Source organism: Nonomuraea sp. B12E4, assembly GCF_039871825.1.
GTDB lineage: Bacteria > Actinomycetota > Actinomycetes > Streptosporangiales > Streptosporangiaceae > Nonomuraea.
Genome location: NZ_JBDPME010000032.1, coordinates 1 through 14330 on the forward strand (window position 1 = coordinate 1; position 14330 = coordinate 14330).

Annotated in this window: 15 protein-coding genes, 1 tRNA gene and 1 pseudogene; 2 read left to right on the plus strand and 15 right to left on the minus strand. The window is 67.9% G+C overall.

The genetic code is table 11. The features are described from left to right. The 5 genes and pseudogenes from ABGB18_RS41675 to ABGB18_RS41695 form a co-directional block, all read right to left on the minus strand. A pseudogene (locus ABGB18_RS41675) lies at positions 1-1992 on the minus strand (DNA-directed RNA polymerase subunit beta); the annotation flags it as partial. A 436-nt stretch (positions 1993-2428) separates the two neighbouring features. After that, entirely contained in the window at positions 2429-2926 is a 498-nt protein-coding gene (locus ABGB18_RS41680; protein ID WP_347701209.1) for a hypothetical protein, read from the minus strand. Continuing rightward, on the minus strand, positions 2923-3423 hold the full coding sequence (locus ABGB18_RS41685; RefSeq protein WP_347701210.1) for a hypothetical protein: 501 nt from the start codon (positions 3421-3423) through the stop codon (positions 2923-2925). Before ABGB18_RS41685 ends, ABGB18_RS41680 begins: the two co-directional genes overlap by 4 nt. A 642-nt stretch (positions 3424-4065) precedes the next feature. Continuing rightward, positions 4066-5067: an ABC transporter ATP-binding protein gene (locus tag ABGB18_RS41690; RefSeq protein WP_347701211.1), complete on the minus strand. Its 1002-nt coding sequence runs from the start codon at positions 5065-5067 to the stop codon at positions 4066-4068. Between the two features lie 118 nt (positions 5068-5185). After that, on the minus strand, positions 5186-5752 hold the full coding sequence (locus ABGB18_RS41695; RefSeq protein WP_347701212.1) for a TetR family transcriptional regulator: 567 nt from the start codon (positions 5750-5752) through the stop codon (positions 5186-5188). An 88-nt stretch (positions 5753-5840) separates the two neighbouring features. Here ABGB18_RS41695 and ABGB18_RS41700 point away from each other — a divergent pair, with 88 nt between their 5' ends. Continuing rightward, a complete protein-coding gene (locus tag ABGB18_RS41700) occupies positions 5841-6233 on the plus strand; it encodes a nuclear transport factor 2 family protein (RefSeq protein ID WP_347701213.1) in 393 nt (130 codons plus the stop codon). 99 nt (positions 6234-6332) lie between these two features. Here ABGB18_RS41700 and rplL read toward each other — a convergent pair whose 3' ends face one another. The 8 genes from rplL to ABGB18_RS41740 all read right to left on the minus strand — a co-directional run bounded on the left by rplL (position 6333) and on the right by ABGB18_RS41740 (position 11663). Continuing rightward, on the minus strand, positions 6333-6728 hold the full coding sequence (gene rplL / locus ABGB18_RS41705; protein WP_347701214.1) for a 50S ribosomal protein L7/L12: 396 nt from the start codon (positions 6726-6728) through the stop codon (positions 6333-6335). Positions 6729-6801: 73 nt separating this feature from the next. Continuing rightward, on the minus strand, positions 6802-7326 hold the full coding sequence (rplJ, locus tag ABGB18_RS41710) for a 50S ribosomal protein L10 (protein WP_347701215.1): 525 nt from the start codon (positions 7324-7326) through the stop codon (positions 6802-6804). Between the two features lie 302 nt (positions 7327-7628). Next, positions 7629-8447, minus strand: a complete 819-nt coding sequence (locus tag ABGB18_RS41715) for a DUF1396 domain-containing protein (protein ID WP_347701216.1) — start codon at positions 8445-8447, stop codon at positions 7629-7631. Positions 8448-8986: 539 nt separating this feature from the next. Continuing rightward, entirely contained in the window at positions 8987-9706 is a 720-nt protein-coding gene (gene rplA / locus ABGB18_RS41720) for a 50S ribosomal protein L1 (RefSeq protein WP_347701217.1), read from the minus strand. Between the two features lie 68 nt (positions 9707-9774). After that, positions 9775-10206 carry a 50S ribosomal protein L11 gene (gene rplK, locus ABGB18_RS41725; RefSeq protein WP_347701218.1) on the minus strand — a complete coding sequence of 144 codons (432 nt, stop codon included), beginning with the start codon at positions 10204-10206 and terminating at the stop codon, positions 9775-9777. Between the two features lie 215 nt (positions 10207-10421). Then, positions 10422-11186 (minus strand): transcription termination/antitermination protein NusG, encoded by a 765-nt coding sequence (nusG, locus tag ABGB18_RS41730; protein ID WP_347701219.1) that lies wholly within the window; start codon positions 11184-11186, stop codon positions 10422-10424. Positions 11187-11264: 78 nt separating this feature from the next. Next, complete coding sequence (gene secE / locus ABGB18_RS41735; RefSeq protein ID WP_347701220.1) at positions 11265-11513, minus strand: preprotein translocase subunit SecE; 249 nt, start codon at positions 11511-11513, stop codon at positions 11265-11267. 77 nt (positions 11514-11590) lie between these two features. Further along, positions 11591-11663, minus strand: a tRNA-Trp gene (locus tag ABGB18_RS41740). Between the two features lie 157 nt (positions 11664-11820). Here ABGB18_RS41740 and ABGB18_RS41745 point away from each other — a divergent pair. Then, positions 11821-13029 carry a pyridoxal phosphate-dependent aminotransferase gene (locus tag ABGB18_RS41745; RefSeq protein ID WP_347701221.1) on the plus strand — a complete coding sequence of 403 codons (1209 nt, stop codon included), beginning with the start codon at positions 11821-11823 and terminating at the stop codon, positions 13027-13029. A gap of 91 nt (positions 13030-13120) precedes the next feature. Here ABGB18_RS41745 and ABGB18_RS41750 read toward each other — a convergent pair whose 3' ends face one another. Next, complete coding sequence (locus ABGB18_RS41750) at positions 13121-13630, minus strand: hypothetical protein (protein WP_347701222.1); 510 nt, start codon at positions 13628-13630, stop codon at positions 13121-13123. 72 nt (positions 13631-13702) lie between these two features. Then, positions 13703-14296 carry a hypothetical protein gene (locus ABGB18_RS41755; protein WP_347701223.1) on the minus strand — a complete coding sequence of 198 codons (594 nt, stop codon included), beginning with the start codon at positions 14294-14296 and terminating at the stop codon, positions 13703-13705. Positions 14297-14330: the final 34 nt, after the last annotated feature.

Sequence of the window (14330 nt, forward strand, 5' to 3'; positions counted from 1 at the left end):
AGCTGGTGCCCTGGTTGGACCGCTTGAACTTGGCCACCCGGTAGGTGTTGCGGGTGCCGTCGTCGTTCATGACGGGATGTAGTCGGCCGAGACCTCCTCGACCACACCGGCCTTCTCCGCGCTGATGACGTCACCGGCGTCGGTCGCGGCCCGGTATTCCATGCCGGTGCCGACCAGCGGCGCCTCGCTCTTGAGCAGCGGCACCGACTGGCGCTGCATGTTGGAGCCCATGAGCGCGCGGTTGGCGTCGTCGTGCTCCAGGAACGGGATCATCGCGGTGGCGACCGACACCATCTGGCGCGGCGACACGTCGATGTAGTCGACCTCGTCGGCCCGGGCCAGCTCGGTCTCACCGCCCTTGGTGCGGACCAGGACGCGAGCCTCGGCGAACGTGCCGTCGGCGTTGAGCGCCGTGTTGGCCTGCGCCTTGACGTAGCGGTCTTCCTCGTCGGCCGTCAGGTAGTCGATCTGTTCGGTGACCTTGCCGTCGACGACCTTGCGGTAGGGCGTCTCCACGAAACCGAAGGCGTTGAGCCGGCCGTAGGAGGCCAGCGAGCCGATGAGGCCGATGTTCGGGCCTTCCGGGGTCTCGATCGGGCACATCCGGCCGTAGTGGGACGGGTGCACGTCACGGACCTCGAAGCCGGCCCGCTCACGGGACAGACCACCGGGACCCAGCGCGTTCAGACGCCGCTTGTGCGTCAGACCCGCCAGCGGGTTGGTCTGGTCCATGAACTGCGACAACTGCGAAGTGCCGAAGAACTCCTTGATCGAGGCCACGACCGGGCGGATGTTGATCAGGGTCTGCGGCGTGATCGCCTCGACGTCCTGCGTGGTCATCCGCTCGCGGACGACGCGCTCCATCCTGGCCAGGCCCAGCCGGACCTGGTTCTGGATCAGCTCGCCGACGCTGCGCAGGCGGCGGTTGCCGAAGTGGTCGATGTCGTCGACCTCGACGATCACCTCGCGGTCATTGGCGCCCGGCATCGACTCCTCGCCCGCGTGCAGGCGGACGATGTATTCGATGGTGGCGACGATGTCCTCTTCGGTCAGAGTGCCCTGGGTGATCTCAGAGTCCACCCCGAGCTTCTTGTTGATCTTGTAGCGGCCCACCTTGGCCAGGTCGTACCGCTTGGCGTTGAAGTACAGGTTCTCCAGCAAGGTCTGCGCCGACTCCTTGGTCGGCGGCTCACCGGGCCGCAGCTTGCGGTAGATGTCCAGCAGCGCGTCATCCTGACCGGCCGTGTGGTCCTTCTCCAGGGTGGCCCGCATCGACTCGTACTGGCCGAACCGCTCGAGGATCTGCTCGCTGGTCCATCCCAGCGCCTTGAGAAGCACGGTGACGGCCTGCTTACGCTTACGGTCGATGCGCACACCGACGCTGTCGCGCTTGTCGATCTCGAACTCCAGCCAGGCCCCCCGGGACGGGATGACCTTGCAGCCGTACAGATCCTTGTCCGACGTCTTGTCGACCGTGCGCTCGAAATAGACGCCCGGCGAACGGACCAGCTGCGAGACCACGACACGCTCGGTGCCGTTGATGATGAACGTGCCCTTCGGCGTCATGAGCGGGAAGTCGCCCATGAACACCGTCTGGCTCTTGATCTCACCGGTGGTGTTATTGATGAACTCCGCCGTCACGAACATCGGGGCGGAGAAGGTCATGTCCTTGTCTTTGCACTCATCGACTGAGTACTTCGGCGGCTCGAACCGGTGGTCGCGGAACGACAAGGACATGGTCCCCGAGAAGTCCTCGATCGGACTGATCTCTTCGAAGATCTCTTCGAGGCCCGACTGGGTCGGGACGTCCTTGCGCCCGGCCTGGCGAGCCGCCTCTACCCGGCCCTTCCACTTCTCGTTGCCGAGCAACCAGTCGAACGACTCGGTCTGCAGGGCGAGAAGGTCAGGAACTTCGAGGGGCTCCTGGATGCGCGAAAATGAGACGCGACGGGGACCAGCGGGTACGGCGGAGGCGTTGCGCGAGGCTGCCAACAGATGTCCTTCCGAGGGCTCGCGGCGGACTGACTACACGCACGCCAGACAACCTCGCAACGTGAGCAAGCATCGCGGGTCGTCAAAGGGCAGCGCAAAGGGGCAGTGTAGCCGAACGGCACACGCCTGTCCACTTCGCCCTCGCTGCATGCTCCACGTTGGTCGCAGCATCGCCCGTTCAGACGGAAACGTCAAGCCCACAAGCCCGACTTTTAGCCGCCTTCGAGCCCGGACGCTGGGTTTTCTCCCCTACGTGACGGGTCGCTTACCGCCAGGCCCAAGACGATACCCGCGAACGGGGGCGGTTAACGCTCCGTCACACCGAGGGTCGAACCCATGCCGACAACCGGTGTAGCTGTGACTTGATTACCCTCGCCAAAGGCTTCGCTAAACCTGATTTTTGGTAACAATTGAAGGAAGCGGCGCGCCCGGCCGATCAGGCGGCCCCCAGCAGGGTGGACAGGTCGGCCACCAGCCAGCGGGAACCTTGCCGCACCATGACGAACCTGGCCCGATTCTGGGTGAACTGTTGCTGCGGCTCGGCCTCACCGGGGATCTCCTTGACCGTACCAGTGTTCACGAAGAGCAGAACCTCTACGCGGTCCGGCTCCGCCCGCTCGACCCCGACCCCCGCCACGGCCACGGTCTGCACGACCTTCTGGGCCTTGGCCCTGGGTGCCAGGGTGGTGGCCAGCTCCTTGTACTGCCCGGTCAGCGCGCCCGTGGTGTACTTCCCCGCCCTGGCCAGGTCCGCCTCCACCGTCCGGTAGTCGTAGGAGAGCAGGTCGGGCGCCGCCTGCCTGGCCGCGGCCATGGCCTGGGCGCCCGCCGCGTCGGCCTCCTGCAGGCGGCGCAGGTCGAACCACATCGTCGGTACGAGCACCCCCGCCGCGACCACGAGGATGCCCAGCAGCACCATCACGACTGCCCTCATCTGACCTGCACCGCCTTGGACACCAGCCAGCCGCCGCCCACCTTGGCCAGGTCCATCGACCACCGGTAGTACCGCTCCTGGGGCTTGCTGTCGGATCCGTCCCAGCGGATCTCCACGTCGGCCACGACCAGCACCTTGGCGCTGGCGCCGGCCAGGGAGACCAGCCCGGTGGCGCGCAGCACGCCGTGCTGGACGACCTTGTTCGCGATCGTGGTGGACTTGAGCTTGGCCGCGTTGGCCGCGTATTCCGCCCTGGCGGTCCCGGTCGAGGTCTGGAGTATGCGCTTCACGTCGGCGTCGGCGGTGCGGTAGTCGAGCGAGATCAGGTTCTTCGCGTGCGTGCCCGCCGCCAGCAGCGCGGCCTCCTTGTCGCCTGCCCTGCCCTGCTCGTCGCGCGCCTGCGCGGCGATCCACACGCCCGTGGCGACCAGCACCGCCAGCACCCCGCTGAGTGCCGAGATCACGATGCCGGCGGGGCGAACAGCAGGTCCAGCCACGTCCGCTCACCCCTTCCCTGGCCGGTCGCCGGATCATAACCCGCCACTCCCACGCCCAGCCCCCGAAACAACTCAGGGGGTCTGACCCGAACACAACCACCCCCAACCGCCCACACCACCGAACGGCGGCAAGAGGCCGTGCGCACCGGGGTCGCGGAGGCTGTGGATGCCTTCCACCGCGTCGAGGAGCCCTCCCAGCGAATCGGTCAAGGCCGGTCAGATCACCCGCAAATGCCTCCAGACGGCCCTCAGAGGCCCGCTGAGCGCCGAACGCGATCTCCCCCGCCCCGAAACCCGGCCCGGCCGCCACAGCCGCCTTCCGGCCCGCCCGAACAGCCCGCCGCAGACGCCCGACTGCGGCCCGCCGCTCGCCCTGTCCCTCACACCCCGCTCGCCCTGTCCCTCACACCCCGCTCGCCCTGTCCCTCACACCCCGCTCGCCCTGTCCCTCACACCCCGCTCACACCGTCCAGAACGGCCCCATGCGGCCCTCACACCGCCCGCCGAGCTCAATCAACGCCCGCCACGCTCACCGGCCTCAGAAAGGCTCAGCGGCCCCATGAACGCTTCCTGCCGACGCCACCCCACGGGTCGGCCCTCATGCCTCCGCCTTGGACCGCCACCCGCCCCGGTGGCGGTGAACTATCGCCTGCCGTGCAGGTAGGTGGTGACCAGGCGCGGGTATTCCTCCAGCCAGTTACGCCCCCGCTCGTCCACGAACGAGCCCGCCGGCGGGATCACCCCGTTGGCCGCGAGCCAGACGCCCGGCGGCTGCTGGGTGTGGCGGATCCGGTCGCCGCTCGGCATGAGCTGCGGCGGGATCGGCGGCAGCGCGCCGGGGTCGTGCCCGAGCAGCGCCTCGGCCGCCAGCTCGGACAGGTCCTTCTCCTCCGACATACCGATCGGCCCGTGCTTCCTGGCGTTGAGGAACTGCCGCACCACCGGCTCGTCGCTCGACAGCAGCATCTCCCGCGGCCCGAACATCACCAGCTCCCGCCTGAAGAGCAACCCGATGTTGTCGGGCACCGTACGGGCGGTGTTGATGTCATGCGTGACGATCAGGAACGTCGCCTCGATCTCGGCGTTGAGGTCGACGATGAGCTGGTTGAGGTATGCGGTGCGGACCGGATCGAGACCGGAGTCGGGCTCGTCGAACAGGATGATCTCCGGATCCAGGACCAGCGCGCGGGCCAGCCCCGCCCGCTTGCGCATGCCGCCGGAGATCTCGCCGGGCAACTTGGACTCGGCGCCGAGCAGGCCGACGAGCTCGATCTTCTCCATCACGAGCCGGCGGATCTGCGCCTCGCTCTTCCTGGTGTGCTCGCGTAGCGGGAAGGCCACATTGTCGTACAGGTTGAGAGACCCGAACAGGGCGCCGTCCTGGAACAGCACGCCGAACAGCCGGCGCAGCTCGTAGAGCTTGTTCTCGGGGCAGTTGGCCAGGTCGTGGCCGTCGATCCAGATGTGGCCGCGATCGGGCCTGAGCAGGCCGACCAGCGTCTTGAGGAACACCGACTTGCCGGTGCCCGAGGGGCCGAGCAGGACCGAGATCTCGCCCGGTGGCAGGGTCAGCGAGACGTCCTCCCAGATGACCTGCCGGCCGAACGACTTGGTCAGACCGTCGACCACGACCTCGACGCCCACTGGCCACCTTCCGATCGCAAGGAGTACACAGGGGATAACGTGCCGCACACTCTACTTGCCGGACGCTGCCGCCGGAATGGTGTTCCAGCGAATGGGAACTCGATCCAACGAACGAGAGTCATGAGGCTTCGGGCCCGGTGAGCGCCCGCAGGCTGGGGCGCAGCAACCGGGCGATGTCCTCCGGAGAGGCCCCACGCAACTCGTCGAGCTCCAGGAGCTGCCGCCCGACGGTGACGCCCACCATGATCATCGTCACCAGCGCCGCCCGCAGTCGCGCGTCCTCGCCCGAGATGGCCTCGGCCAGCCGGTTTATCTGGCCGTCCAGCGTCTCCTTGGCGGACGTCGCCGCCTCGGGGTGGGTGAGCATGGACCGCATCATGGCCAGCGTGCTCTGCGGCAGCTCGCCCATCTTGAGATTGAGCGTGCCGAGCAGCGTCTCGACCAGCTCCTCCGCGCCCAGCCCCGGCTCCGGGACCGGCGTCATCCGTACGGCCTCCTGGAAGAGCGCCTGCTTGTTGCCGAAGTACTGCATCACGAGGGCCGGATCGACACCGGCGGCCCTGGCGATGGCCCTGACCGTGGCGCGCTCGTAGCCCACCTCGGCGAAGAGCGCCCTGGCCGCGTCGAGGATCCGGCCCTCGGTCCTGCGCCGCCGCTCGGCTCTCGGAAGCAACCTCTCACCCACGGGCCGACTCTACACGCGTTGACCGTATCAACCTCTTCGTCCTACGCTCGTTGAGTCAACGCCCGTTGAGTCAAAGGGAGGGATCTTCATGTCCATCGAGGAGATCGTCGCCGGATATCACGCGGCCATGCTGCACAAGTCCGCCGACGAACTGGCCGACCTGTACGCGGTGGACGCGCTGCACGAGTTCCCGTTCGGGGGGCTGGCGCCGTACAAGGGGAGGGAGGAGATCCGCGCGGGCTACCACGCCATGTGGGACCCGGCCCCGATGCGGGTTCGCGAGGTGCGCCGGGTGGCGCTGCACCGTACCGAGGACCCGGAAGTGGTGGTCGTGGAGCAGAACGTCCTCGTCGAGGTCGGAGAGCACCAGATCACGGTCCCCGGCCTGCTGATCATCCGCGTCGGAAACGGCGAGATCATCCACACCCGGGACTACATGGACACCTCCGCCATCACCCAGGTACGCGCCGCCGCCGGCTAGGCCCCCGCCGCACAACCCCCGGGAACGCGAAAAGAGGCGGCACACCCGGCACCTGGGTGTAGCCGCCTCTTTTCGAAGAGCGTCGCGTGAAGGGGGAAGTTACTTCACGGTCACGGTGGCGCCGGCGCCCTCGAGGGCAGCCTTGGCCTTCTCCGCCTGCTCCTTGTTGACCTTGCCGTCGAAGACCGGCTTCGGAGCGCCGTCGACCAGGTCCTTGGCCTCCTTGAGGCCCAGGGACGTGAGGGCGCGGATCTCCTTGATGACCTGGATCTTCTTGTCGCCGGCGGCCTCGAGGACGACCTCGAACTCGTCCTGCTCCTCAACGGCGGCGGCCTCGCCACCGGCACCACCGGCGGCGGGCGCGGCGGCGACCGCGACCGGCGCGGCGGCCTTGACGTCGAAGACCTCTTCGAACTGCTTCACGAACTCGGACAGCTCGAGGAGGGTCATCTCCTTGAACGCGTCGAGCAGCTCGTCGGTGCTGAGCTTCGCCATGATTGTTTCCTTACGTTAGGGACGTTCTGCTGAATCTAGGAACGGGACCGCGGTGTCTGCGGCAACCCCCGTGTTACTCGCCCGCTTCTTCGCGCTTGGCACGCAGGGCGTCGGCCAGCTGGGCCATCTGCGTGGGCAGCGCGGCGAACATCGCGGCAGCAGCGCTCTGCTTCGCCTTCATGGCACCGGCGAGCTTCGCGAGGAGAACCTCGCGGGACTCGAGGTCGGCGAGCTTGGTGATCTCGGTGGCGTCGAGCGTCTTGCCGTCGAGGACGCCACCCTTGATCACCAGAAGGGGATTGGCCTTGGCGAAGTCACGCAGACCCTTGGCCGCCTCGACAACGTCACCGTTGACGAAGGCGATCGCGGTCGGACCGGTGAGCAGGCCGTCGAGGCCCGGCAGACCGGCCTCGTTGGCCGCGATCTTGGTCAGGGTGTTCTTCGCCACGGCGAACTTCGCATTCCCACCGAGAGAGGTGCGCAGCTCCTTGAGCTGCGCGACGGTGAGACCGCGGTACTCGGTCAGAACGGCGGCGGCGCTGCCTTCGAACTCGCTCTTGAGCTCGGCAACCGCTGTCGCCTTATCCGCCCTCGCCATGGGCCTCCTTCCAGATGTGCCACCGGTGAAGGCCCAGAAATGAGAACGGCCCCGGGCGCAGGGCGCACACGGGGCTCACGCACATGGATCACTCCACGTGGGAAACTCGCATCACACCTGCGCGGGTCGCCCACATGATGTGGATCCTTCGGTCACCGGGCTTTGCGCCCGACGACGACCGGCGGTCTTCGGCAACGACCAGACTACGTCCTGGCCGCCGAGTTTCCAAATCGTGCTCAGCCGTTCCCGCTGATCGTCAGCGGGAACGGGCTGCGCTTCTCGTACTTCAGTCCGGCTGGTTCTCAGTTCGTCGTCGTGCCCTTGGGCAGCTCTCCGATCTGGTCGGCGGGCGGGACCTCGATGTTCACCGCCTCGTTGAAGCCCTTGAAGAACAGGGTGGCGTCGAGCGTGGCGCCGTCCTTGGAGCCGTTCAGCGCCAGCTTGCGCGGCAGGCCGTCGGCGGCCACCCAGATGTCGAACTTGACGTCGCTGAGCTCCGCCAGGCTCGTCCGGGCCTGCTCCTGCTTGTCGGCGGGCAGGTTCTGCACGGCCGCGTCGACCGGGAAGGTGCCGCTGTAGTGGTTGGTGTCCTCGCCGTTGACACTCTCGTTGCCGACGGACTTCACGTTCTGCGAGGCCGTGACCATCTTGGTCATGTTGGCCAGGTCGAACTGCTGGATCTGGCTCAGGTACTGGTTCACCTCGGCGGACCCGGCGACCTCGGTGAGCGGGACCTTGATCCATGGCTTGGTGGTGCCCATGAGGTCCTTGAGCGCGTCGACCTTGACGTAGACGGCGTCGGACTGCAGCACGGCGTGCGCCCCGCCCGGCAGGCTCCGACCGGCCACGTCGACGGTGTCCAGGGTGAGGTCCATGGCGAGAGGATCACGCTGGTAGAGCATGCGCCCCTGCACCTTGCCATTGCCCTCGGAGTGCGCCATGTTCACCACGGCGTCGACCGTGTAGCTGCTGACCTGTGCGGTCTTCTGCGCAGCCTGCGTGAGCACTTCTGACGCGGCCAGGTTGACTTGGATGGGCTGGGCGTTCGATCCGCATCCGGCGACCGCGCCCACGACCAGCGCGGCTGCGACCGCGGTAAGACTTATCGTGCGCTTCAGCATGTCTTGACCCTACTTTTAAGTTCCGGCGCCGAGACGCCTTCCCCGCACAATTAGGTGAAAACCCAGGGTTATCCCCGACACTCCCCACACATTTCCTCCACAACCGCCCCAGCCTCCACCACCCCCAGAGCGCAAAACCCCAGGCAGCACCCCATCACCTACCCTCACCGACAACAGGGCAGACCCCAGCCCAGCGAGGCGCCTCCCGAGTGAGGACAGCGTGGATCCCGAGCCTGGATGTGCGCGTTCCGGGCCGAGAGCCTGTGTTCCAGGCTGGGCGGCGTGACGGATATGCGGGAACGGGGTGCCCGGTGTTGGGGTGATGAGGGTGATGGGCGTCCTGGGTGGGGTGACAGGGGCTGGGTGCCGAGTGGTCTGGGCGCACGTAACGGCGCCCGGCCACGCACCGGTCAGAGGCCGTTTTCCTGGAGGTCCTCAGCCCCGCACAGCGGGTGGCGGTCGCCACGGCTTGCCGTACAAGAAGAAAAGAAAGAAAGGCCCCGCCCAAACGGGCGGGGCCGGAGACCAAGAAAGAGAGATCAGGCCTCGAGCTCGGCGGTCAGGCCGCGGGTCAGGTTGGGGTCGACGGGGACGCCGGGACCCATAGTCGTGGAGAAGGTGACCTTCTTCAGGTAACGACCCTTGGCCGCCGACGGCTTGAGACGCAGCACCTCGTCCAGAGCGGCCGCGTAGTTCTCCACGAGCTGGCGCTCGTCGAAGGACGTCTTGCCGATGATGAAGTGCAGGTTGGCCTGCCGGTCGGTGCGGAACTCGATCTTGCCGCCCTTGATCTCCGTCACGGCCTTGGCGACGTCGGGCGTCACCGTGCCGGTCTTCGGGTTGGGCATGAGGCCGCGCGGGCCGAGCACCCGGCCCAGCCGGCCGACCTTGCCCATCAGGTCGGGCGTGGCCACCACGGCATCGAACTCGTTGAGCCGGTTGCCCTTGGAGATCTCGTCGATCAGCTCGTCGGCGCCGACGATGTCGGCGCCCGCCTCGCGGGCCGCCTCGGCACGGTCACCGGTCGCGAAGACCAGGACCCGGGCGGTCTTGCCGGTGCCGTGCGGGAGGTTGACCGTGCCGCGCACGATCTGGTCGGCCTTACGAGGGTCGACGCCCAGCCGCAGCGCGACCTCGACGGTGGCGTCGAACTTGGTGGTCGACGTCTCCTTGGCCAGCTTCGCGGCGTCAACGGGCGAGTAGAGCTTGTCGCGGTCGACCTTGGCGGTCGCGTCCTTGTGCGCTTTGCTGCGCTTCATTGCTTTGACTCCTGAGTGGTAGTGGGGTCCGGTCGCTCCCGCGGACCCTCCCACGGGTGGTATGGGTGTCAGTCGGCGACGGTGATGCCCATCGACCGGGCGGTGCCGGCGATGATCTTCTCGGCCGCCTCGACGTCGTTGGCATTGAGGTCGGGCATCTTCGTCTCGGCGATGCTGCGGAGCTGCTCGCGGCTCAGCTTGCCGACCTTGTCGCGGTGCGGGACCGCGCTGCCCTTGTCGAGACCGAGGGCCTTCTTGATCAGCTCGGGCGCCGGCGGCGTCTTCGTGACGAAGCTGAAGCTCCGGTCTTCGAAGATGGTGATCTCAACGGGGATGATGTTGCCCCGCTGGGCCTCCGTCGCGGCGTTGTACTGCTTGACGAAGTCCATGATGTTGACGCCGTGGGGACCGAGCGCGGTACCCACCGGCGGCGCCGGGGTGGCCTGGCCGGCAGGCAGCTGCACCTTGACCAGTGCGGCGATTTTCTTCTTCGGAGGCATTCGTCCTTCTCCGGGTCCTGATTGCGATGCCTGTCAGGGCCGCGGACGCGGCCCTGACATGTCGGAAGCCGCCTTTGTCCAACAGAAGACCGGCCATCGGCCCGCCGCCCGTTGTGGCGCCCCGTCCCCGGGGGCCGTGGCGGCGGTCCGTTGTGCAGATTTCCCGATGGTCGCGACAAGGCGGCCGACCGAACGTCTTAGTGTATGTGATCGACTCAGATCTTAGAGACCTGGTTGAACGAGAGCTCGACCGGAGTCTCGCGGCCGAAGATCGAGACGAGCACCTTGAGCTTCTGCGACTCGGGGCTGATCTCGCTCACCGAGGCCGGCAGCGTGGCGAACGGGCCGTCCATGACGGTGACCGACTCGCCGATCTCGAACTCGACCGTCGGGCCGGCGCTCGCCTTGGCCGAGGCCTTCTTGCTCTCCTCGGTCGGCTCCGGCGCCAGCAGCTTGGCGACCTCGTCAAGGCTGAGCGGGCTCGGCTTGTTGGACAGGCCCACGAAGCCGGTCACGCCGGGCGTGTTACGCACGGCGGCCCAGGACTCGTCGGTCAGCTCCATGCGCACCAGCACGTAGCCGGGCAGCACCCGCTCCTTGACCGGCACCTTCTTGCCGCTCTTGAACTCCTGGACGGTGTGCGTCGGCACCTCGACCTGGTAGATGTAGTCCTCCATGTTGAGCGACAGGTTGCGGCTCTCGATGTTGGACTTCACACGATTCTCGTAACCGGCGTAGGAGTGGATCACATACCACTCGCCGGGCAGGCCGCGCAGGGAGCCCTTGAACTCCTCGACGGGGTCGATGTCGGAAAGGGCCGCACCGTCCTCGACGGCGGGGGCCTCGACATCGGCCGCCTCGTCGCTCTCCGCGAGCTCGGCCTCTTCGACGGCCGCCTCGGCGGCCTCCTCAGTGGCCTCTTCCAGCTCGTCGCCCCACTCGTCGCGGGGCCCGTCGGCCGGAACTGAAGACTCGGACACGGTGACTCTTCCTCTTTCGTCTATCAATTGCCTCGTATCGAATGGCGACTCCGTCACGGGACCTCGGCGGCGTCCGGGTCAGGACCCGCCGAAGACCCTCAGGACCACCCAGCCGAGCGCGGAGTCGAGCCCGTAAACGATCGCGACCATGATCAGAACGAATATCAGAACGACCGTCGTATAGGTGACGAGATCCTTGCGTGTCGGCCAGATGACCTTCCGCAGCTCGTTGACGACCTGCCGATAGAAGAGGGCAGGTGAAGTGCGCTTCTTCTTCTCGCCGCCACTAGGCTTGTCTGCGGTCTCGCCGCGCGTGTCGATCGCCACAGTCCTCACCTGATCCGTCGTATCCAACGCAGCTTTGCGGCGCGCTTACACGCCAATTATTGCGCGGACCGCAATCGCAGGGCACGAGGGACTCGAACCCCCAACCGCCGGTTTTGGAGACCGGTGCGCTACCAATTGCGCCAGTGCCCTATGTCGTTGACCAGACTACCCTGATCGACTCACTGCCTGGACCGAACCGCTCGCCGACATGCGGCGGAAGGACCACGCGAAAGCATACGGGGGAATGCCTGGTACGTCGAACCGAATACCGATCCCGCAGGTCACGACCACGTGGGACCATGGACATATGTCCACCCGATCCCGAATCTCCGCAAGAATCTCCGCGATCTCCGAGTCCGCCACACTCGCCGTGGACGCCAAGGCCAAGGCGATGAAGGCCGCGGGACGCCCCGTCATCGGCTTCGGCGCGGGCGAGCCCGACTTCCCGACGCCCGACTACATCGTCGAGGCGGCGATCGAGGCGGCGCGCACACCGCGCTTCCACAAGTACACCCCGGCGGGCGGCCTGCCCGAGCTGCGCAAGGCGGTCGCCGACAAGACGCGCCGCGACTCGGGCTACGCGGCCGAGGCGTCCCAGGTGCTGATCACCAACGGCGGTAAGCAGGCGGTGTACGAGGCGTTCGCCACGCTGCTCGACCCCGGTGACGAGGTCCTGGTCGTGGCCCCCTACTGGACGACCTATCCCGAGGCCGTCAAGCTGGCCGGCGGCGTGCAGGTCGATGTCGTGACCGACGAGTCCACCGGCTACCTGGCGAGCGTCGAGCAGCTTGAGGCCGCGCGCACCGAGCGTACGAAGGTGCTGCTGTTCGTCTCGCCGTCCAACCCGACGGGCGCGGTCTACTCGCGCGAGGAGACCGTGGCGATCGGCCGCTGGGCGGCCGGGCACGGCCTGTGGGTCGTCACCGACGAGATCTACGAGCACCTCGTTTACGGCGGCACCGAGTTCACCAGCATCGCCACGGCCGTGCCGGAGCTGGCCGACCGGGTCGTGATCCTCAACGGCGTGGCCAAGACCTACGCGATGACGGGCTGGCGGGTCGGCTGGCTGATCGGCCCGGCCGACGTGGTCAAGGCCGCGACCAACCTGCAGTCGCACGCCACCTCCAATGTCTCCAACGTGGCCCAGATGGCCGCGCTGGCCGCGGTTTCCGGCGATCTGTCGGCGGTGGCGGAGATGCGCACGGCCTTCGACCGGCGGCGCCAGACGATCGTTCGGATGCTCAACGAGATCCCGGGCGTGTTCTGCCCCGAACCTAAGGGGGCGTTCTACGCATATCCGGCGGTCAAGGAGCTGATCGGCAAGGAGTTGCGCGGCCGCCGGCCCCAGTCCTCCGCCGAGCTGGCGGAGCTGATCCTGGAGGAAGCCGAGGTCGCGGTCGTCCCGGGTGAGGCTTTCGGCACGCCGGGCTACTTCCGCCTGTCCTACGCGCTGGGCGACGACGACCTGGCCGAGGGCGTCAGCCGCCTGGGCAAGCTGCTGTCCGAGGCCCGCTGAGGCCCCAGTGGCGCCGCTCCGCAAGGCTCGTTGAGGCCGTGGTGGCGCCCGAGCCAGGTGAGGCTCTGGTGGCGCCCGAGGCCCCGAGGTCTCAGTGCTCCGGGGTCTGCTCGACCCCGGCCGCGAACTGCTTGATCAGGGTGGCCAGGCCGGGCGTCGTGCCGATGTAGATCGCGGTGCCCGGCCGCTCCAGCCACATGAAGTTGCGCAGCCCCGTACGGGTCGTCCACCGCAACGCCGGCCCGCCCTTGTACGCCGTCAGCCGCGACCCGGCGACCAGCGTGGCGAACTGCTCGGCCGTCCTCACCCCGCACACCACGCCCAGGTACACCCGCTCCAGGCTCTCCTCCCAGATCACCCCCCTGACCTCGTGCCGCCGGGTGAGCGACCCGAGGCGGGTGAACGATCCGGCCCGGACCAGCCCCTTGGGCATGGCGGGAAACCGCACCCGGGTGGCGCCGCAGGCCAGCGAGCTGCCCTTGCGGGTGGCGGCCGGTTTGGGCGGTGGCGGCGTGTCGCGGTGCTCGGGCACCTCGCCACCGCCGCAGGCCGTGAGCCCGAACACGGCGAGCATGAGGAGCATCGCTGCCAGGCGCCGCATCGACCCCCCATGACGTAGACGGGATATCCGGTCCAACAGGACTACAGGAGCCGGACAGAGGCGGCCAGTCTCCTACAGAGTCTTGACCGAGGCGGCGATAGCGACCAAATCCCTGCTCAGGGAATCGCTGACGCGGATCCACGCGCCGGTGCCCGCGCGTTCCAGCCAGGCGATCACCAGCCCGCCGCGCGGATGCCGGCCGGCCACCGCGGGCCTGCCGCGTACGGTGACGGCCCTGCCCCCCCGTACGGCTACCCGCTCCCGGTAGCTCGCCCACCCGCCGGCCACGGCGCCGCGCTCGACCCGGGCCTCGACGAACCCGCCGGCCGACCGGAACCTGGCCCATTCTCCCGCCACACCCGGTTCCCGGCGGATCGCTCCCCCGCCGCGGCGTTCGAGCCCGTCGGGCAGGTAGGTGAGCCAGAAGTCGCCGGAGACCACCGCGAGCGCGGGCTCAGGGCGGGGCCGCCCCTCCGGAACGGGCGGCGGCGGTTGCCGTCCGAAGGCCGAGGGCGGCCCGGGCTGGGGCGTGCCGCGGCCGGCGGACGGGACCCGCCCGAACCCCGAGGCGAAGATGGCGTGGATGCACAGGGCCGTCAGTCCCGACGCCAGCACGGCGAGCACCGCACGCCATCCCGGCCCGAGTTCCCGCCCTTGAGGGATCATGCATGCGTGGTTCCCCATCCGGGCTGATCCCTAT

Bases quoted from the DNA above. Each gene is read 5' to 3' on its own strand.
- ABGB18_RS41680 (WP_347701209.1), bottom strand. From the start codon at position 2,926: ATGAGGGCAGTCGTGATGGTGCTGCTGGGCATCCTCGTGGTCGCGGCG.
- ABGB18_RS41700 (WP_347701213.1), top strand. From the start codon at position 5,841: ATGTCCATCGAGGAGATCGTCGCCGGATATCACGCGGCCATGCTGCAC.
- rplL (WP_347701214.1), bottom strand. From the start codon at position 6,728: ATGGCGAAGCTCAGCACCGACGAGCTGCTCGACGCGTTCAAGGAGATG.
- rplJ (WP_347701215.1), bottom strand. From the start codon at position 7,326: ATGGCGAGGGCGGATAAGGCGACAGCGGTTGCCGAGCTCAAGAGCGAG.
- ABGB18_RS41715 (WP_347701216.1), bottom strand. From the start codon at position 8,447: ATGCTGAAGCGCACGATAAGTCTTACCGCGGTCGCAGCCGCGCTGGTC.
- rplA (WP_347701217.1), bottom strand. From the start codon at position 9,706: ATGAAGCGCAGCAAAGCGCACAAGGACGCGACCGCCAAGGTCGACCGC.
- rplK (WP_347701218.1), bottom strand. From the start codon at position 10,206: ATGCCTCCGAAGAAGAAAATCGCCGCACTGGTCAAGGTGCAGCTGCCT.
- ABGB18_RS41745 (WP_347701221.1), top strand. From the start codon at position 11,821: ATGTCCACCCGATCCCGAATCTCCGCAAGAATCTCCGCGATCTCCGAG.
- ABGB18_RS41750 (WP_347701222.1), bottom strand. From the start codon at position 13,630: ATGCGGCGCCTGGCAGCGATGCTCCTCATGCTCGCCGTGTTCGGGCTC.
- ABGB18_RS41755 (WP_347701223.1), bottom strand. From the start codon at position 14,296: ATGATCCCTCAAGGGCGGGAACTCGGGCCGGGATGGCGTGCGGTGCTC.